This is a genomic window from Streptomyces sp. NPDC031479 (assembly GCF_055581065.1).
Genome location: NZ_JBVIKC010000009.1, coordinates 23,719 through 42,798 on the forward strand (window position 1 = coordinate 23,719; position 19,080 = coordinate 42,798).

The window sequence follows — 19,080 nt, forward strand, 5'->3', positions numbered from 1 at the left end:
GCGTATTGAGGGGGAAGGGGGGACGGGAAGCCGCGGGGGCGGCAGGGGGCGCACGGGGGCGTCGGATCGCCCAAGATCGGGCTCCGGGTGCTGTGGTCGGGCGCCACTACGGCCATACTGCTCCGGAGCAGAGGACCGAGGGGGAGGTCACGGTGGCCATCACGACACGCGCGGCCGCGCCCGGGAGCGCCGCCTCCGGGCTGCCCGCCGGACCAGACGCGGGGCCGCCCGCGCCGGCGGGGCCGCCGGGGCGGAGCACCGCCTGGGCGGAGGGCGTGGAGCGGCTGCGCGCCGCGGCCACGACCGAGCCGGGCCGCCTGCGGATCATCGGCGCGGTGCTGGCCGCCCTGGTCGTCCTGTTCGGCGCGGTCGCGGTGTGGGAGGTCTCCGGCCGCGTCACCGCCGCGGACGACGTGGTGGGCCGCAGCCAGCCGCTGAGCGCGGACGCGGCGAGCATCTACCGCTCCCTCGCGGACGCCGACACGGCCTCCTCCAGCGGCTTCCTGGCGGGCGCCCAGGAGCCGCGCGAAGTGCGCCTGCGCTACGAGAAGGACATCGCCAACGCCTCGCGGCTGCTGGTGAGCGCCGCCGCGAACACCGGCGCCGGCGGGGACTCCCGCAAGGAGATCGCCCTCCTCGGCGAGCAGCTGCCCCGCTACACGGGCCTGATCGAGCAGGCCCGCGCGACCAACCGGCAGGGCCTGCCGCTCGGCGGCGCCTACCTGCGCTACGCCAACGAGCAGATGAGCACGGTCCTGCTGCCCGCCGCGCAGCGCCTGTACGAGGCGGAGACCGGCCGGCTCTACACGGACTACGACGAGGCCCGCTCCTGGCCCCTGGCCTCGACCGGCGCGGGGCTGCTGGCCCTCGCCGCCCTGGTGTGGGCCCAGCGCCGCAACTACCTGCGCACCCACCGGGTCTTCAACCACGGGCTGCTCGCCGCGACGGCCGCCGCCGCCGTCGTGCTGCTGTGGCTGACGGTCGGCCAGACGCTCGCCCGGTCGGGGCTGAGCGAGGCGCGGACCGACGGCCAGGAGTCGCTGAAGGTGCTCAACGACGCGCGGATCGCCTCGCTCCAGGCGCGGGCCAACGAGAACCTGACGCTGATCGCGCGGGGCGCCGTACTGGCCGCGGACAAGAAGTCCGACAAGTACGACGTGGACTACGAGAAGAACATGAAGCAGCTCGACGAGGGGCTGGCGCGGGCCCTGCGCATGGCCGACGACACGAGCGGCCGTGAGCCCGTCTCGCAGGCCGTGGCCGGTGTGGCGCAGTGGAAGCAGCGGCACGCGGCGGCCCGGGAATCGGACATGAAGGGCGACTACGAGCTCGCCCTTCCCCAGGTCATCGGGGACGAGCGGCACCCGGACAGCAGCGGGGCCTCGTTCGACACGGTGGACGCCTCCCTGGAACGGGCCGTGGCGCACGAGCAGAACCAGTTCACCCGGGCCGCCCGGGGCGGGCTCGGCGCACTGGGCGGGCTGATCACGGGCTCGGCGGCGCTGGCGGCCGTCGGCGCGGCCGCCGCCCTCCTCGGCATCGGTCGCAGGCTTTCGGAGTACAGGTGAGATCGATGCGGATACGGCGGACACGGACCGTGCACCGGCTGCGCGGCTGGGGCGGGGTGAGCGCGATGGCCGCCGCCTGCGCGGTGACGGCGGCGGCGGTGCTGCTGCCGCTGGCCGGGACCTCGCCGGGCACGGCGCACCGTACCGCGGTCCAGGAGCCGGCCACGATGGCGGCGGCCCCCTTCGCCCCCGCCGACACCTGCCAGGACCCGGAGGCCAGCCTGGCCCCGTCCGGTCTGGACGGTCCGACGATCGAGCGGATCCGCAAGGCGGGCAAGCTGGTGGCGGGTGTGGACCAGAACAGCTTCAAGTGGGGGTACCGCAATCCGGACGGCCACCTCGACGGCTTCGACATCGACCTGGTCAAGGCCATAGCCAAGGACATCCTGGGCAGGGAGGACGCGGTCATCTACCGGGCCATCCCCACCAGCCAGCGCATCCCGGCGCTCCAGGAGGGCCGTGTCGACATCGTCGTGCGGACCATGACGATCAACTGCAAGCGGCTGGAGGACGTGGCCTTCTCCACGGCCTACTTCGAGGCCGGGCAGCAGGTGCTGGCCCCCAAGGGTTCGCACATCACCGGCTACGACGCCTCGCTGCAGGGCCGCCGGATCTGCACCGCCGCCGGTTCCACGGCGGAGGCGGCGCTCAAGGCAAAGTCGTACGGCGCGCTGCCGGTGTCCGTGCCCAACCAGCTGGACTGCCTGGTGCGGCTGCAGCTGGGAGAGGTGGACGGCATCATCACGGACAACGCCCTGGCCGCGGGCCAGGCGGCGCAGGACCCGTCGGTGCAGCTGGTCGGCGCGCCCTTCACCCGCGAGTTCTACGGGGTGGCGATGAACAAGGACGCCTCCGACCTGGTGCGCCGGGTCAACAAGGTGCTGGAGAACTACCGCGCGGGCGGCGAGCAGAGCCCCTGGGTGACCTCCTACCGCAAGCACTTCGAGAACGTGCTGCCGAGCCCGGCCCAGCCGCCCGCGCCCAAGTACCGGAACGGCTGAGGCCGGTGTCGGAATCGAAGCCGTACGCGAGCCATCCGGGGACGGGGCGGGACGTGATGGACCGGGACGAAGTCGACCGCGCGCTGGCGCGGCTGGGCGCGGAGCACGAAGCGGTGGAGACCTCGCTGCTCGCGCTCCAGGACCACGCCGGCCGCCGGCTGCTGGAGGGCGCCGCGCTGAGCGGGGTCACCGAGGAGCGCTGGGCCGCCGCCGACGCGGCGGTCACCCGGCTGTGGACGTACTTCGACGCCTACAGCGGGGCCCTGGCCGCGGCCCGGGAGATCCGGGAGCGGCGCCGCTGGCCCACCCGGGAGGACCTGGCCGAGCTGACCGAGCGGCTGCGCGGTCCCGGAGTGGTGATCGCCGGGGCCGGAGCCGGGGGCGCCGCGCTCGCGGAGCGGTTCTCGCTGGCCGAGCTGGTGGCCCGGATGAACGAGCTGTACGCCGGCTCGCTGGACGTGGTGGTCGCCGCCGACTCGGTGTGGTCGGCGCTGCCCGCGCGGATCGACCTGCTCGGTGCCGAACTGCACCGCACGCGCGCGCTCGCGCACTCGGTGGGGGTGCGGCCGGGCGAACACCCTTCGGGGGACGACCTGGAGGAGATCACCATCGAGCTCGCGGAGCTGCGCGCGCGGGTGATCGCGGACCCGCTGGGGTTCTGGATCCCGGTGGCGGGGAGCTCCGCCCCCGGCGGCGGCCGGCCCGACACCGGCCGTTACGACCGGGCGGCCCGCGCGCTGGACGACGTACGCCGTGAGGTGGAGGCGGTGCTGACCGTGCGGCAGGACGCTGAGGCGCGGCTGATCGGCGTGCGGGACGTGCTCTCGCGGGCCGACCGGACCCTGGCGGAGGCGCGGACGGCGCGCGGCGAGGTACTGGCGAAGATCGCGGCGTCCGAGGTCCCGGCGGTCAGCGGTCCGCCGACGGCCCTGCAGGAGCAGTTGGCGGCGGCGGCCGAGTACCGGCGGCGGTCCCAGTGGCACCGGCTGTCGCCGCTGCTGGACTCCCTGGAGGACCGGGCCGACGAGGAACTCCGACGGGCCCGCGAATCGTTGACCGCGGTGACGGCCCCGCTGGCGGTGCGGGCGGAACTGCGCGGCCGGCTGGACGCGTACAAGGCGAAGGTGGCCCGGCACGGCATGGCGGAGGACCCGCTGCTGATCGAGCGGTACGACGCGGCACGGCGGATGCTGTGGAGCGCGCCGTGCGACCTGCGCGCCGCCGAGCAGGCCGTCCTGCGCTACCAGAGGGCGACGGCCGAGACACTGGTGCCCGGGCAGCCCCTGCCGGAGGACCACCGGCCCGCCGGGCCGGGGGAGGAGGACGCGTGAGCCTGATCGGAACGCCGTGCGTGCGTCCCGGCTGCCCGGGGACGTACGAGGACATGGGCGGCGGGGAGGTCTACTGCGACACCTGCGGGCTCGCGCCCGTCGGCGCGGTCGCGGCGGGCGCGGAAGAGCTGGTGTCGCCGCCGACGGGGATGACGAGCGCCGCCCGGCACGGGGATTCCCGGGGGTCGGCGGGCTCGCGCGGTTCGGCCCGCTCCTCGGCGTCGGCGCGCTCCTCGCGGTCCTCGCGCTCCTCGTCCTCGCGCCGTTCGGTGTCGGGGCGGCTCTCGCGGTCCCTGACGGGCGCCGCGTCCACCCGTTCGGTCTCGGTGCGCAGTTCGGGCTCCTCCGCCCCGTCCTCGGGGCGCGGCAGGCTGGGCGCCGGGCTGGTCACCATGCCGGAGGTGCCGCGTCCCGATCCTTCGGCGGCGGTGCTGGAGAACCCGGAGGTGCCGGAGCGCAAGCGGTTCTGCTCCCGTTCGGACTGCGGGGCGCCGGTGGGCCGCGCGCGCGGCGACCGGCCGGGCCGGACGGAGGGGTTCTGCACCAAGTGCGGGCACCCTTACTCCTTCGTGCCGAAGCTGCGTTCCGGCGACGTGGTGCACGGCCAGTACGAGGTGGCGGGCTGTCTGGCCCACGGCGGCCTGGGCTGGGTCTACCTGGCGGTGGACCGGGCGGTCTCGAACCGGTGGGTGGTCCTCAAGGGCCTGCTGGACACCGGCGACCAGGACGCGATGGAGGCGGCGATCTCCGAGCGCCGCTTCCTGGCGGAGATCGAGCACTCCAACATCGTGCGGATCTACAACTTCGTGGAGCACCTGGACCAGCGGACGGGTTCGCTCGACGGGTACATCGTCATGGAGTACGTGGGCGGCAAGTCGCTGAAGGAGATCGCGAACGAGCGGCGCCGGCCCGACGGACGGCGGGACCCGCTGCCGGTGGAACAGGCGTGCGCGTACGGGATCGAGGCGCTGGAGGCCCTCGGCCACCTGCACAGCAGGAACCTGCTGTACTGCGACTTCAAGGTCGACAACGCCATCCAGCAGCAGGACCAGCTGAAGCTGATCGACATGGGCGCGGTCCGGCGGATGGACGACGACGAGTCCGCGATCTACGGCACGGTGGGCTACCAGGCACCCGAGGTGGCGGAGCTGGGCCCCTCGGTGGCCTCGGACCTGTACACGGTGGCGCGCACCCTGGCGGTGCTGACCTTCGACTTCCAGGGCTACACGAACGTGTTCGTGGACTCGCTGCCGGACCCGGAGCACATCGAGGTCTTCGGCCGGTACGAGTCCTTCTACCGGCTGCTCGTACGGGCGACCGACCCGGATCCCGGGCGGCGGTTCGCCTCCGCGCAGGAGATGGCGGACCAGCTGACGGGTGTGCTGCGGGAGGTGGTCGCGCTCCAGACGGGGCGGCCGCGGCCGCAGCCGTCGACCCTGTTCGGGCCGGAACTGCGGGTGCCCGACACCCGGTTGTACGCCGACGCGGACGGGGCGGAGGTGTCCCGGCTGGGCGCGCGGGAGATCCCGCGCCGCGTCTGGGGGCGCCGGAGCCGGGTGGTGGCGGCGGTTCCCGGGCAGGCTCCGCTTCCGTCTCCGCTTCTGTCTCCGGGCGGGTCCGCGGGGGCCGGGGCGGCCGGCGCGGGCGCGCCGGAGCCGTCGGGGGCCGGAGCCGCACCCGCCCCGGTGGCGGCGTCCGGAGCCGGGATCGTGCCCGCGCTCGGCACCACCGCCACGCACGTGGCGGGCCCCGCGGTACCGACGCCCCGGCGCGGGAGCGCGGCGCCGGACCCGCTTCCGGTTCCGGTTCCGCTTGCTTCAGGGGCCGGGACCGGGCGGGCCGTGGCGGCCGCACCGGCGGCGGCGACCGGGCCCGCCCCGCTCGACGCGTACGACACCGCGCTGGCCCTGCCGGTGCCGCTGGTGGACCCGGCCGACCCGAACGCCGGTTTCCTGGCCGGACTCCTCGCCTCCGCCCCGGCCGACCTGCTGGGCGCGCTCGGCTCGGCCCCGGCCGACTCCGCCGAGCTGCGGCTGCGCGAGCTGCGCGCCCGGCTCGAACTGGGCGAACTGGCCGTCGCCGGAGAGGCCCTGACCGAACTGGAGGAGCGGCACCCGGACGACTGGCGGGTGGTGTGGGCCCGCGGGATCGCCTCGCTGGCCACCGGCGACGACGAGATAGCGGCCCTGTCCTTCGACGCCATCTACGACGCCTTCCCCGGCGAGCCCGCCCCGAAGCTGGCCCTCGGGCTGTGCGCGGAGGTGCTGGGCCAACTGGACAACGCCGCCGAGTACTACCGGCTGGTCTGGATCACCGATCCGGGGTTCGTCAGCGCGGCCTTCGGGCTGGCCCGGGTGCAACTGGCCGCCGGGGACCGGGAGGCGGCGGTGCTCACCCTGGAGTCCGTGCCGGAGGCCTCGATCCACTACACCGCCGCACGGGTGGCGGCCGTACGGGCACGCCTGCGCGACCGGTCCCCTCACGAGGCCCTGCTGGCCGATCTCTCGGCCGCGTCGGACCAGGTGGAGGCGCTGCGCCGGTTCGGTCTGGATCCGGAGCGGCAGGAGCGGCTGGCGACGGAGGTTCTGGGCTCGGCCCTGGACTGGGTACTGTCGGGTAGCCGGGGTGCCGACCCCGGCCGGACCTCGTTGCTCGGCAGTCAACTGGACGAGCGGGGGCTGCGCTTCGGCCTGGAGCGCTCTTACCGCGTCCTCGCCCGGCTGGCGCAGCGGGGCGAGGAGAGGATCGAACTGGTGGAGCGGGCAAACCGTTTCCGACCCCGGACGTGGGTGTGATTGATGTCGATGCATCGGCTGTCGGGCTGCCCCGGCTGCGCGGAGCCCCTCGAAGAGGGGGACCGTTTCTGCGGCGTGTGCGGATACGCCCTCTCCTCGCCGCCTCCTGACCCGGATCCGACGCCGACCCTCCCGGTCACCCCGGTGGCCGGGGCCGGGGCGGGAGCCGGGGACGCCGGGGAGTCCGGGGAGTCCGCCCTCGTGGGCGGGGCCCGCTCCCCCGCGCCGGCGGGTCCCCGGTACGCCGCCGCGGCGGACCCGGCGGGGGCCGCCCTGGTGTCGGCCCCGGCGTCGGCGGGCGGGGTCCCGGCCGGGGACACCGCCGCGCACTCCGGCTTCTCCGGGGTGCCCGCGCCCGGATGGGGCGGCACCGACGAGCACGCCCCGACCCTGGCCGGGGACGCCTCCGCACGGCCCGGCGGCGGCCCGTGGGGTTCCGCCGGCTCCGGGCACGAGACCCCGTACGGCGCGGATCCCGTCCGCCACGACCTCCCCGGCGGGACCGGAACGCCCTCCGGCGGGACGCCCTGGGGCCCGCCCGCGCCCGAGGAGCCGTACGCCGCCGCCCCGCAGGGGCCGCCCGCGTCCGAGGACCCGTACGCGGGTGCCCCTCAGGGGGACGGCGGCAAGACCTGCGTCGCCTGCCGGGCCGGGCACGTGGACACCGACGGGTACTGCGAGCACTGCGGCCACGCGCAGCCCCGCGAGCGCGACCACGTGGAGGAGGAGCTCTGCAGCGTCGCCGCGGTCAGCGACCGCGGACTGCGCCACCACCGCAACGAGGACTCCTTCGCCGTCGCGGCCACCGCGCTGCCCGACGGCTCCGCCGCCACCGTGGCCATCGTCTGCGACGGGGTGTCCTCCGCGAGCCGCCCCGACGAGGCGTCGGCGGCGGCCGCCGGCGCCGCCAACGAGTCCCTGCTCGACGCCCTCCCCCGCGGCACCCACCCGTCGGAGGCCATGCACGGGGCGATCCTGGCGGCGGCCGCCGCCGTGAACGCCCTCGCCCCGGAGACCCCCGGCGCGCAGAACGCCCCGGCCTGCACCCTGGTCGGCGCCGTCGTCAGCGGCGGGGTCCTGACCATCGGCTGGGTCGGCGACAGCCGCGCCTACTGGGTCCCGGACGACCGGGCCGCCCTGCCGCGCCGCCTCACCGAGGACGACTCCTGGGCCGCGCAGATGGTGGCGGCGGGTCTGATGGGCGAGGCCGAGGCGTACGCCGACGTCCGCGCCCACGCCATCACCGGCTGGCTCGGGGCCGACGCCTACGACCTCGACCCGCACACGGCCAGCTTCCGGCCCGACCACCCCGGTGTCGTCGTGGTCTGCACGGACGGCCTGTGGAACTACGCCGAGTCCGCGACGGACATGGCCCAGATCCTCCCCCCGGACGCCGCGGCCCGCCCCCTGCACAGCGCGCAGGTGCTGGTCGGGCACGCCCTCGACGGGGGCGGGCACGACAACATCACCGTCGCCTTGGTGCCCTTCGCCGCGGAACCGGAAGCAGTACAGGAAGCCGAAGCGGAAGCGGAACCGGAAGCGCCGGCGCGAACGGAGACGGAACCGCGCAGCGAGGCCTGATCCGCCCTCCCCCAGCCAGCCCCGAGGAGTCCTGTCGATGGCGAACTTCGCCAAGCCGAGCGCCCCGCGCTTCAGCGTGGAGGTGTACCAGAACGAGTTCCTTCCCGCGGGCGGGCGGGACGTGCACGCCATCGTGACCGTCACCTCCACCGGCGGCGCCACCGCCACCCGTGCCCTCGGCCAGGACGCGGCCGTCGTGATCATGGTGGACTGCTCCGGCTCGATGGAGTACCCGCCGGACAAGATGCGCGGCGCGCGCGAGGCCACCGCCGCCGCGATCGACACCCTCCGCGACGGAACCGCCTTCGCCGTGATCGCCGGTACCCATGTGGCGAAGGAGGTCTACCCCGGCCAGGGCCGCCTCGCCACCGCCGGTCCGGACACCCGCGCACGGGCCAAGGAGGCCCTGCGCGGCCTCGGCGCGGGCGGCGGCACCGCCATCGGCACCTGGCTCCGGCTGGCCGACGGCCTGCTGCGGCAGTCCACCGCCACCATCCGGCACGGCGTCCTGCTCACCGACGGCCGCAACGAGCACGAGGAACCGGCCGTGCTGCGCGCCACCCTCGACGCCTGCGCCGGCCGCTTCACCTGCGACGCCCGCGGGGTGGGCACCGACTGGGAGGTGAAGGAGGTGACCGGGATCGCGCACGCGCTGCTCGGCTCCGCCGACATCGTCGCCGACCCGGCCCACCTCGCCCAGGACTTCACGCGCATGATGGAGAACGCCATGGGCAAGGAGGTCGCGGACGTCGCGCTGCGCCTGTGGACCCCGGTCGGCGTGGAGATCCAGTACGTCAAGCAGGTCTCGCCGTCCGTGCACGACCTCACGGACCGCCGTACGGGGGCGGGTCCCCGCGCCGGGGACTACCCGACCGGTTCCTGGGGCGACGAGTCCCGCGAGTACCACGTGTGCGTCCGGGTGCCCGGCGCCTCCGTCGGCCAGGAGATGCTGGCCGCCCGCGCCTCGCTGGTGCTTCCCGGTCCGTCGGGAGAACCGCGGCCCCCGCTCGCGCAGGGTCTGGTGCGGGCCGTGTGGACCGACGATCTGGCCGCCTCGACCGCCATCAGCCCGCAGGTGGCGCACTACACAGGGCAGGCGGAGCTCGCGCAGGCTATCCAACAGGGCCTGGAAGCCCGCAAAATGGGTGATGTCGACGGCGCCACGGCCAAACTGGGTCGTGCCGTGCAGCTGGCCAGCGTCTCCGGGAACGCGGACACTGCCAGACTGCTGGCGAAGGTGGTGGATGTCGTGGATGCCGTGGCGGGTACTGTGCGGCTGAAGGCGAAGGTCGCCGATGCCGACGAGATGACCCTTGAAACGCGTTCGACGCAGACCGTCCGAGTGAAGAAGACCTGAGAAGACCTGACGCCTTGACGCAGGGAGAAGGGGGAAGCGCCGCGATGCCGACCTGCCCGAACGGGCACCAGTCCGCCTCCGACGACTGGTGCGAGGTCTGCGGCCACCGCATGGCTGCCCCTACGGGCACCCCCGCGGCGCCCTCCTACGGCTACGGCTACCCTCCCACCTCGGGTGAGCCGACCGCCCAGGCCGAGCTGTGCCCGCAGTGCCGGACCCCGCGCGAGGCCATGGCGCCGTTCTGCGAGGAGTGCCGGTACAACTTCCTGACGCGCAGCGCGACCCCGTACGCCTCGGCCCCGGACGGCGGCCCGAACAGCGGCCCCAACGGCGGTCCGGGCAATGCCGTCGGCCAGGGCCAGAGCTCGGGCCAGAACCAGGGCCAGGCGATCGGCGCGGGAACGGGCGCGGGCACCCCGCCGCCCCCGCCCCCGGCGCCGCCCCAGCCGGTGTACTCACAGGACCACTTCGACTACCAGGGCTCCCGGCCCTCGCGGGTCAACCGCCCCGCCGAGCCGCTCCAGGGCGAGGACGACTGGCTGCTGCCGCCGCCCGCCTCCGAGCGGCAGCCGCAGCCGGTGCAACCCCCGCCGGCGCAGCCGGTGCAGCCGCAGCCGGTGCACCAGGAGTACCAGCAGCCGCACTACCAGCAGCCCCCGCCGCTGCCGGAGTACCCGCAGCAGCCGGTCCGGCAGCCCGCCCCGCCGCAGCACGAGTACCAGCCCCAGCAGGCGCAGCAGCCCCAGCAGCCTTCCCCGCCCCAGAACGGCACCGGCTCCTGGACGGCGACGATCGGCCCCGACCGCTCGTACTTCATGGCGATGATGCAGCGCAGCGGCCCCGAGGCGGCCGGGCTCAACCTGCCCGCGTACTCCCCGGAGCAGCACCTCCCGCTCGCCGGCGGCCAGATCACCATCGGCCGCCGCCGCGCCTCGACGGGCGAGTCCCCGGACGTCGACCTGTCGGTGCCCCCGGAGGACCCGGGCGTCTCCCACCAGCACGCCGTGCTGGTGCAGCAGCCCGACGGCGGCTGGGCCGTGGTGGACCAGAACTCCACCAACGGGACCACCATCAACGGCGGTGAGGAACCGATCCAGCCGTACGTCCCGGTCCCGCTCGCCGACGGCGACCGGGTCCACGTGGGGGCCTGGACCACCATCACCGTCCGCCGCGGCCGGCCGTAGCCGCTATCCGACGGCCTCCCCCAGGGGCCACACGTAGGGCCCCTGGGGATCGTCGAGCCAGGACCACTGGCCCTCGGCGGTGACGGTGACGCCGAACCGCTCGCGCGGCGGCCGGCCCTCGCGGCGCCACAGGTCCAGCGCCTCGCGCGGGTGCAGCACGCCCGCGGTCAGGATCAGCAGGAACTGGAAGCGCTCGTTCTCCACCATCTCGTACGGCACCCCGTGCAGCGGTCCCGTGGCCCCCGCGGGCAGCGGTGAGGCCGTGGCCCCGCGCAGCGGGACGAAGTAGGCGGAGGTGTGCAGGAAGCGGCCCTCGGCGAAGTCGGCGTCCCGGACCGTGAGGGCGATCAGCCCGGTCGACAGGGGCGCCAGGATCCGCGCCCCCGGCCGGCACTGGCCCAGCCAGGCGTGCGGGATCAGCGGCAGGGTGCAGGTCACCAGGATCCGGTCGAAGGGGGCCCGGGCGGGGCAGCCGCGCGCGCCGTCCCCGGTGACCACCGTCGGCCGGTATCCGAGCAGGGCCAGATGGGCCCGCGCCGCCTCGGTGATCTCCTCGTCGAGGTCCACCGTGGTGACGTGCTCCTCGCCGAGCCGGTGGCACAGCAGCGCGGCGTTGTAGCCGGTCCCCGCGCCGATCTCCAGCACGTCGTCCCCGTCGCGCACCTCCAGGCTCTCCAGCATCTTCGCCATCAGGGAGGGCTGGCTGCTGGAGGAGACCAGCTCGCCGTCGCGCAGCCGCGTCGCCAGGGGGGCGTCCGTGTACACCCCGCGCAGCCAGCGGGCCCGCCGTACCGGATCGGGGTCCTCGCCCCACAGCCGTTCGTGCCCGGCGCCCCGGCCGGTCCAGAAGTACGGCACGAAGAGGTGCCGGGGCACGGCCGCGAAGGCCGCCCGCCAGGCCGGGTCCTCCAGCGCGCCCGCGGCGGTGAGCTCCCGTACCTGGGCGGCGTGCGCGGTCGCCCGCAGGTCCCGTGCCGCCGGGCCGCCCGGCGGGGTGCGGGGTGTGCGGGGATCGCGTGGAGTGCGTGACGCGTGAGCGCCCGTGCCGCCCGTGCCCATGTCTCCACTGTGCTGCGGGCGGCCTCCGGGTGCGACCCCTCGCCCCCGCGGGCGGGCATCCGAAGTCCTAGGACCGGGGTCCTCCGTCCGGGCGTCTGAGACGATGGTCGGGTGAATGACGATCCGCAGAGCACGGTCCAGGAGACGACCTTCTACGAGCAGGTGGGCGGCGAGGAGACCTTCCGCCGTCTGGTCCACCGCTTCTACCAGGGGGTCGCGGGGGACCCGCTGCTGCGTCCGATGTACCCGGAGGAGGACCTCGGGCCCGCGGAGGAGCGGTTCGCGCTCTTCCTGATGCAGTACTGGGGCGGTCCGACGACGTACAGCGACCACCGCGGCCACCCGCGCCTGCGCATGCGGCACGCCCCGTTCCAGGTGGACGCGGCCGCGCACGACGCGTGGCTCGCGCACATGCGGGTCGCGGTGGACGAGCTGGGCCTGGCGCCGGCGCACGAGGCGCAGCTGTGGCGGTACCTGACCTACGCGGCCGCCTCGATGATCAACACCGCGGGTTAGCCGGGACGCCCCGGACGCCCCGGCCGCGCGTTCAGACCGGCCGTACCTGGAGGGCGCCCAGCCCGCCGGTCCGGCCGGGACGCCGGGTGGCGACGGAGCCGTAGGGCGTGGCCAGCCGCAGCCAGCCGCCGGAGGCGAACAGCGCCACCGGCGTGGGGGTGCCGACGGGGGTGGTGGCCGGCGGGACGGTGGCCCGTACCGGCCGCAGGAAACCCAGGGACTGGGCGGCGTGCACGGCGCGCAGCGGGAGGTCGGTGTCACCCAGCGTGCGCGACCAGATCTCGCGGCCGATGCGGTCCCGCTCGGACCGGGTGCGGTGCTGCGGGGGCAGGGCCTCGTCGCGGGCCCGGAACTCGGCGACGGCGGCGGCAACGGCCGCCCGTACCGCCTCGGGCGCGGGCAGCCCCGGCACGGGCTGCCAGCCGCCGTGCGGCGGGAGCACCCCGGCCCAGGGCGGGCCGGTGACGGGTCCGGGGACGAGGAGTCCGGCGCCGGTCTCGTCGACCGCCTCCAGCAGCTCGCCGGCGGACACGGTCACGTCCAGCGGGGTGGTGAGGGGTGCGGCGAGCCGTGCCGTGCGGACGGCCAGGACGTCGAAGGACGGCGGCCTCCCGAAGACGGCGAGCGCCCCGCCGCCCGCCCGCGCCTGGACGCGGACGGCGGCGGCGCGGTCGTAGTGCACCAGCCGGCCCAGGAAGGCGGCGAGGTCCGCCGCCTCCCCGGAGTCGGCGAAGTGCAGCTGCTCGTTCATGCCGCGAGGCGCCCTTCGGCCGCCGCGGGCGCGTCGAGGTACTGCTCCAGGAAGTGCCGCTCCTCGGCCGTGATGCGGCGGGGCCGCCCCTCGGCGAGGTTGTAGGGCACGACCACGGTCTCGGCCCGGACGTACACCGTCTCGGGAGCGTCGGCCGTCGCCTCGTCCTTCACCTCGTAGCGGATGGTCAGGGACGCGGCGCCTATCCGGGTCACCCAGGACTCGATGAGCACCGGCTCGTGCCGGTGCACGAGGGGCAGCTTGTAGTCGATCTCGTGACGGGCCACGACGGAGCCGCCCGTGAACGAGTCGCTTCCCTCCCCCGGCGCCAGACGGAACATGAAGTCGATGCGGGCCTCCTCCAGGTAACGGAGGAAGACCACGTTGTTGACGTGCCCGAAGGCATCCATGTCCGCCCAGCGGAGGGGGCACCGGTAGTGGTGTCTGGCCATGGTCTCGGCCTAACCCCGGGTGAGCTTCTTGTAGGTGGCGCGGTGCGGGCGCGTGGCGTCCGGGCCGAGCCGCTCGACCTTGTTCTTCTCGTAGGACTCGAAGTTGCCCTCGAACCAGAACCACTTCGAGTCGCCCTCGTACGCCAGGATGTGCGTGGCGACCCGGTCCAGGAACCAGCGGTCGTGGGAGACGACCACGGCCGCACCGGGGAACTCCAGCAGCGCGTTCTCCAGGGAGCCCAGGGTCTCGACGTCGAGGTCGTTGGTGGGCTCGTCGAGGAGCAGCAGGTTGCCGCCCTGCTTGAGGGTAAGCGCGAGGTTCAGGCGGTTGCGCTCACCGCCGGAGAGCACACCGGCCGGCTTCTGCTGGTCCGGGCCCTTGAAGCCGAAGGCGCTGACGTACGCGCGGGACGGCATCTCGACCTGGCCGACGTTGATGTAGTCCAGCTCGTCCGACACGACCGCCCAGAGGGACTTCTTGGGGTCGATGTTGGCGCGGCCCTGGTCCACGTACGAGATCTTGACGGTCTCGCCGACCTTGATCTCGCCGGAGTCCGGCGTCTCCAGGCCCTGGATCATCTTGAAGAGCGTGGTCTTGCCGGCGCCGTTGGGGCCGATGATGCCGACGATGCCGTTGCGCGGCAGCGTGAAGGACAGGTCGTCGATGAGGACCTTGTCACCGAACGCCTTGGAGAGGTTGTTGACCTCGACCACGATCGAGCCCAGACGCGGGCCCGGCGGGATCTGGATCTCCTCGAAGTCCAGCTTGCGCATCTTGTCGGCCTCGGCCGCCATCTCCTCGTAGCGAGCGAGACGGGCCTTGGACTTCGCCTGGCGGCCCTTGGCGTTGGAGCGGACCCACTCCAGCTCTTCCTTGAGGCGCTTGGCGCGCTTCTCGTCCTTCTTGCCCTCGACCTTGAGGCGCTCGGCCTTCTTCTCCAGGTAGGTGGAGTAGTTGCCCTCGTAGGGGTGCGCGCGGCCGCGGTCGAGTTCGAGGATCCACTCGGCGACGTTGTCGAGGAAGTAACGGTCGTGGGTGACGGCCACGACGGCGCCCTTGTACTGGGCGAGGTGCTGCTCCAGCCAGTTCACGGACTCGGCGTCGAGGTGGTTGGTGGGCTCGTCGAGGAGCAGCAGGTCGGGGGCCTCAAGCAGCAGCTTGCAGAGGGCCACGCGGCGCTTCTCACCACCGGAGAGGTTGGTGACCGGCCAGTCGCCGGGCGGGCAGCCCAGGGCGTCCATGGCCTGCTCCAGCTGGGCGTCGAGGTCCCACGCGTTGGCGTGGTCCAGGTCGTCCTGGAGCTTGCCCATCTCCTCCATCAGCTCGTCGGTGTAGTTCGTCGCCATTTCCTCGGCGATCGCGTTGAACCGGTTGAGCTTGGTCTTGATCGGGCCGACGCCGTCCTCGACGTTCTCCAGGACGGTCTTGCTCTCGTCGAGCTTGGGCTCCTGCATGAGGATGCCGACGGAGTAACCGGGCGACAGGAAGGCGTCACCGTTGGACGGCTGCTCGATGCCCGCCATGATCTTCAGGACGGTGGACTTGCCGGCGCCGTTCGGGCCGACGACGCCGATCTTCGCCCCCGGCAGGAAGTTCAGGAAGACGTCGTCGAGGATCACCTTGTCACCGTGCGCCTTGCGCGTCTTGCGCATGGTGTAGATGTACTCAGCCAAGAGAAACCGTCCGGCAGATCGATGGTGGGCAGATACACCCCATACTGCCGTACGTCCATCCCCCGGGGGAAACGCGTATGGTCCCGGGGCCCTGACCTGGGCACGGACCGGAGGGGGACCGACCGCCAACGCCGACAGCCGCTCCTCGACCGGTTCCCGCAGGTGATGGAGCCGCCGGCGCGCGACGACGGGTCGCGCACGTGGCGCGGCCGGTTCGCGCGGATCCCCGGCTGGTTCGTCGGCGGCTGGTACGTCGTGGGGCCGGCCCCTCCCACACGGGAGCGCCCGCCGAGCCCCGGTTCCCCGTGGCGCACGGACGTCGGGCACACGTGGCTGCCCGAGCAGACCCCGAAGGCACCGCGGAACCCGCGCCCGGCCTGGCCGGCAGGGCCCCCGGGCGGCGTCGGAGCCGGCATCCTCGACACCGGTCGGGGTGCGGGGGCCGCCTGAGCGGTGGGGCGCCGGTGTTCCGGAGGGACAGGGGGCGGGGAAGAGTGGACAACGCGTTACTGGCGCTCGCCAGCGCGATCGTGGCGGTGACGGGCACCCTGACCCGGGAGCTGGCGGGCGCGTACGCCCGGACGATGCGGCTGGAGCGGGGGAACCCGTCGCCGGGGTGGGGGTTCGACGAAATTCCGGCCGGGCTGCTGGAGCTGGGCGACGCCTGGGTACGGGCGCGGTCCGTGATGCGCACCGACCTCGGGGTGGAACCGGGTCCCGTGGTTCCGGACGACGCGGTGGACGGGGAAGGGGGCGGGGACGGGGACGGGCCGGAGGGCGACGGCCCGGACGGCGTCGGGCCCCACGGTTACGGGCCCGAGGACTTCGGACCCGACGGCTACGGACCGCGCGGCTACGGGCCCGACGACTACGAAGCGCACGGCCCCGACGGACGGGTCGGGGAGGCGGGGGCGCCGTCCGGGGGCGGTCAGCGGGGGCGGTAGACGGTCAGGGCGTCGGGGAGCGCGGCGAGCACGAGCGAGCCGGGCGCCTTGGCGTATTCGCCGTCGTAGGCGAGCGGGGTGCCCGGCGGGATGTCCTCGACGCGGAGACCGTGCCGACGGGTGGCCACGTGGAGCGGGGACCGGCTCAGCGGGCCGGTGAAGGCCGCGGCCAGCAGGCGGGGGCCCGGCCGGCCTCCGCCGTGGACGAGCCGGAGGTCGAGGAGGCCCTCGCCGACCCCGTCGCGGCGCCGGGGCGTGGGCCCGGTGCCGTGGTAGGTGCCGTTGCCCGCGAAGAGCAGCCAGACGCTGCGGGGGCGTCCGGCCAGGGTGAGCCGGACGGGCCGCTCGGCCCGCAGCACCCGCCAGGCGGCGAGCACGGCGGCCGGGCCGCCGCCGATCCGCGGGGCCCAGCGCAGCCGGTGGCGCAGCAGCTCCGGGTAGGCGCCGATGCTGAAGTTGTTCAGGAAGTACCGCGTCGCGCCGTCGCCGGACCCGTCCGTCGGGGTGATCCGGCCCACCGAGACCCGGACGGCCTGGCCCTCGGCGATCGCCCGGCAGGTGTCCTCGGCGCCGCCGAGCCCGAGGTCGAGCGCGAAGTGGTTCAGGGTGCCGCCGGGGAACAGGGCGAGCGGCACCCCGGCGCGCAGGGCCGCCGTGGCCGCGGCGTTGACGGTGCCGTCACCCCCGCAGACCCCCAGCACCTCGGCCCGGGCGGCGGCCGCGGCCAGCTCGGCCTCCAGCTCCTCACCGGCACATTCGACGACCTCCGCCTTGGGCAGCCGCTCGCGCAGCACGTCGAACCCCGCCGACCCGGCCGTGCCCGAGGCGGTGTTCACCACGACCGTGAGCCCCTCCCCGTCCGGCAGGGCGGGTACCCCGGGCGCCCGGCGCTCGTCGCCCGGTACGGCCCTCGCCCGCTCGGCCTCGCGCGCGAGGCGTCGTACGGCGAACGCCGCGGCCACCCCGAGCGCCGACCCGACCACCACGTCGGAGGGGTAGTGCACCCCGGTGTAGACGCGCGAGAAGGCCACCGACGCGGCGACGGGGACCAGTACGGCCCCCCACGCCGGCGATTCGAGGGCCACACCGGCGGCGAAGGCGAAGGCCGAGGCGGAGTGCCCGGACGGGAACGAGGTGGTCCGCGGCTGCACGGCTGGCTGCCGCAGCACCGGAACCCCGTCCAGCACGGGCCGGGGCCTGCGCACCGACCACTTCCCGACGGTGTTGATCGTGGCCGAGGCCAGCGCCAGCGAGCCGATCCCGCGCAGCGCCGCCGCGCGGGCCCGCGGTGAGCCGAGGACGGTGATCGCCACGGCGGCCCCGCCCCACAGCACCCCGTGGTTGGCGGCGCGCCCGAGCCGCGGCAGCACCCGGTCGGCGCCCGGCCAGTGCCGCCGGGCCACCGCGTCGAACAGCCCCCGGTCCCACCGCGCGACCGTGCCCCGCCAGGTCAGTTCCTGATCAGCCATTGCCTGCGCCTACCCCGGGACGACGCTCCGGAATCAGCCTTCCGCTCCCTCGGACCCCTCTGCGTCCTCCTCTCCCTCCAACGGACGCTTGCGCAGCAGGAGGACCACCATGCCTCCCAGTACCACCAGTCCCACCGCGAGCGAGGCGATCACCGGCGTGGCGGCGGAGCTGCCGCTGGTGGCCAGCCGCTCGTCGTCCGGGGACTCCGGCGAGACGGTCGCGGCCGCCTCGGCGCCCGCCACCTCCGAGGCGCCCGCCAGGGTGCCCACCGTCCCCGCCGGGCCCTGCGCCGCCGACGACTGCCCCCGCGGCCAGACGGCCGTGGCGGTGGCCGTCGCCGCGGCGTCGCTGGAGCCGGCCACGACCTGCGCCTCGGCCGGGATCCCGCTGGTGAAGACCCTCCCGACGGGCACCTTCGTGGAGCCCTGCACGATGACCGACGCCGTCCCGTCCGGGGTGCCCGCGGGCACCTCGAAGTAGAGCCTGCTCCCGTTGCCCGCGGAGTTCAGCGGCCGCCCCTCGGCGTCCACCACGCGCACCCCCATGGCCGCGGCCGCCGCGTCCGGGGTGACGGTCACGCTCTGCGCCCCCGTTCTGACCGTGACCGGCCCGAGCCGGCTGCCGGTCGGCCCCGTCACCGGGCCGGACACCTGGCCGGGGTCCAGGTCCAACGAGGCCGGGGGCTCCGGCAGCCGCCCCGCCTCCCGCTGGAGGTAGTCGGCCAGCCGCGCCGCCGCCGGGTCGGCCGCCTCGACCTGCGCGCCGTCGGCCAGCCGCCAGATGGCCACCTGGGTCCCCGCGGCGGCGCTCTCCGCGGTCAGCGTCCCGGCGCCGGCCTCCTTCGCGAGCCCGGCCAGGTCGTTGTGCTGCGGATAGGAGTGCTCCAGGACCCAGCGGATCCGTCCGGCCTCGGCGTTGCCCGCCAGGGAGCTGCCGTTCCAGCCGCTCTCCGTGTACCGGGCCTGCGGCTGCGCCGAGCCCGCGATCCCGACCCCGTAGGTCTGGAGCATGCCGCCGCCGTCGACCCGCATCTCGTAGAGCCCGGCCGGGATCTGCCGGACCGAACCGTCCCCGGCGCGCAGGACCGCCTGCCCGTACGTCTTCAGCCCGTCCAGCACGGCGCTCGCGCCCTCCGCCGCCCGGCCGGCGGCCGGGTCCGGGTCCGTCGAGGCGCGGGCCCCGGGTCCGCTGGCGAGGGCGGCGGCGGTGAGCAGGGCGACCGCCAGGGGCCGCCGCACAGACGCCCGCGCCGGGCCCCCGGCGCCCGAGCCCGGATCCGGAACGGGCCGCGCGAGCCCCCCGGGAACGACTCCGGGGCCAACGGGCCCGGCGGGAAGCGGAATCGTCGCGCGGGCCGCGGCGACGGCCGGTGGCGCGGCGGACGCGGACGGTGATCC

16 protein-coding genes are annotated in these 19,080 nt (G+C 74.9%); 9 read left to right on the forward strand and 7 right to left on the reverse strand.

Annotated elements, in window-relative coordinates; all coding sequences use genetic code 11:
- Positions 1-152 precede the first annotated feature (152 nt).
- Genes ACZ5D2_RS12730 through ACZ5D2_RS12740 form a run of 3 tightly spaced genes read left to right on the forward strand, consistent with a single transcriptional unit; the run spans position 153 to position 3,900 of the window.
- A complete protein-coding gene (locus tag ACZ5D2_RS12730) occupies positions 153-1,568 on the forward strand; it encodes a hypothetical protein (RefSeq protein WP_468928928.1) in 1,416 nt (471 codons plus the stop codon).
- Positions 1,569-1,573: 5 nt separating this feature from the next.
- Positions 1,574-2,569: a glutamate ABC transporter substrate-binding protein gene (locus ACZ5D2_RS12735; RefSeq protein WP_371678496.1), complete on the forward strand. Its 996-nt coding sequence runs from the start codon at positions 1,574-1,576 to the stop codon at positions 2,567-2,569.
- Between the two features lie 56 nt (positions 2,570-2,625).
- On the forward strand, positions 2,626-3,900 hold the full coding sequence (locus ACZ5D2_RS12740) for a hypothetical protein (RefSeq protein WP_468928930.1): 1,275 nt from the start codon (positions 2,626-2,628) through the stop codon (positions 3,898-3,900).
- 70 nt (positions 3,901-3,970) lie between these two features.
- Here ACZ5D2_RS12740 and ACZ5D2_RS12745 read toward each other — a convergent pair whose 3' ends face one another.
- Positions 3,971-4,294 carry a hypothetical protein gene (locus tag ACZ5D2_RS12745; RefSeq protein WP_468928932.1) on the reverse strand — a complete coding sequence of 108 codons (324 nt, stop codon included), beginning with the start codon at positions 4,292-4,294 and terminating at the stop codon, positions 3,971-3,973.
- On the opposite strand from ACZ5D2_RS12745, the gene ACZ5D2_RS12750 reads away from it, so the two are divergent.
- From ACZ5D2_RS12750 to ACZ5D2_RS12765, 4 genes are read left to right on the forward strand one after another with little or no spacing between them, the layout of a single operon-like run.
- Entirely contained in the window at positions 4,293-6,695 is a 2,403-nt protein-coding gene (locus ACZ5D2_RS12750; RefSeq protein WP_468928934.1) for a serine/threonine-protein kinase, read from the forward strand. The two genes, ACZ5D2_RS12745 and ACZ5D2_RS12750, sit on opposite strands and share 2 nt — an antisense overlap.
- A gap of 3 nt (positions 6,696-6,698) precedes the next feature.
- Positions 6,699-8,276 carry a protein phosphatase 2C domain-containing protein gene (locus ACZ5D2_RS12755; protein WP_371678494.1) on the forward strand — a complete coding sequence of 526 codons (1,578 nt, stop codon included), beginning with the start codon at positions 6,699-6,701 and terminating at the stop codon, positions 8,274-8,276.
- Positions 8,277-8,313: 37 nt separating this feature from the next.
- Positions 8,314-9,633, forward strand: coding sequence for a VWA domain-containing protein (locus ACZ5D2_RS12760; protein ID WP_468928937.1), 1,320 nt, complete (start codon positions 8,314-8,316; stop codon positions 9,631-9,633).
- 44 nt (positions 9,634-9,677) lie between these two features.
- Complete coding sequence (locus ACZ5D2_RS12765; RefSeq protein ID WP_468928939.1) at positions 9,678-10,817, forward strand: FHA domain-containing protein; 1,140 nt, start codon at positions 9,678-9,680, stop codon at positions 10,815-10,817.
- A 3-nt stretch (positions 10,818-10,820) separates the two neighbouring features.
- On the opposite strand, the gene ACZ5D2_RS12770 is transcribed toward ACZ5D2_RS12765, so the two are convergent.
- The gene (locus tag ACZ5D2_RS12770) at positions 10,821-11,876 is read right to left on the reverse strand and encodes a methyltransferase domain-containing protein (protein WP_468928941.1); all 1,056 of its coding nucleotides are present in this window, start codon (positions 11,874-11,876) and stop codon (positions 10,821-10,823) included.
- A gap of 111 nt (positions 11,877-11,987) precedes the next feature.
- Between ACZ5D2_RS12770 and ACZ5D2_RS12775 the strand changes: the two genes are divergently transcribed.
- Entirely contained in the window at positions 11,988-12,392 is a 405-nt protein-coding gene (locus ACZ5D2_RS12775; protein WP_371678490.1) for a globin, read from the forward strand.
- Between the two features lie 31 nt (positions 12,393-12,423).
- Here the strand turns inward: ACZ5D2_RS12775 and ACZ5D2_RS12780 are convergent, their stop codons facing one another.
- Genes ACZ5D2_RS12780 through ettA form a run of 3 tightly spaced genes read right to left on the reverse strand, consistent with a single transcriptional unit; the run spans position 12,424 to position 15,269 of the window.
- Positions 12,424-13,143, reverse strand: a complete 720-nt coding sequence (locus ACZ5D2_RS12780; RefSeq protein ID WP_371678489.1) for a DUF8010 domain-containing protein — start codon at positions 13,141-13,143, stop codon at positions 12,424-12,426.
- Positions 13,140-13,595 carry an acyl-CoA thioesterase gene (locus tag ACZ5D2_RS12785; RefSeq protein ID WP_266839080.1) on the reverse strand — a complete coding sequence of 152 codons (456 nt, stop codon included), beginning with the start codon at positions 13,593-13,595 and terminating at the stop codon, positions 13,140-13,142. Before ACZ5D2_RS12785 ends, ACZ5D2_RS12780 begins: the two co-directional genes overlap by 4 nt.
- A 9-nt stretch (positions 13,596-13,604) precedes the next feature.
- Positions 13,605-15,269, reverse strand: coding sequence for an energy-dependent translational throttle protein EttA (gene ettA, locus ACZ5D2_RS12790; protein WP_266839082.1), 1,665 nt, complete (start codon positions 15,267-15,269; stop codon positions 13,605-13,607).
- A 494-nt stretch (positions 15,270-15,763) separates the two neighbouring features.
- Between ettA and ACZ5D2_RS12795 the strand changes: the two genes are divergently transcribed.
- A complete protein-coding gene (locus ACZ5D2_RS12795; protein ID WP_468928944.1) occupies positions 15,764-16,213 on the forward strand; it encodes a hypothetical protein in 450 nt (149 codons plus the stop codon).
- Here the strand turns inward: ACZ5D2_RS12795 and ACZ5D2_RS12800 are convergent.
- Together ACZ5D2_RS12800 and ACZ5D2_RS12805 are read right to left on the reverse strand one after the other, a co-directional pair.
- The gene (locus tag ACZ5D2_RS12800; protein WP_371678488.1) at positions 16,198-17,682 is read right to left on the reverse strand and encodes a bifunctional phosphatase PAP2/diacylglycerol kinase family protein; all 1,485 of its coding nucleotides are present in this window, start codon (positions 17,680-17,682) and stop codon (positions 16,198-16,200) included. The genes ACZ5D2_RS12795 and ACZ5D2_RS12800 overlap by 16 nt on opposite strands.
- A 33-nt stretch (positions 17,683-17,715) precedes the next feature.
- Positions 17,716-18,921, reverse strand: a complete 1,206-nt coding sequence (locus tag ACZ5D2_RS12805) for a TQXA domain-containing protein (protein ID WP_468928947.1) — start codon at positions 18,919-18,921, stop codon at positions 17,716-17,718.
- Positions 18,922-19,080: the final 159 nt, after the last annotated feature.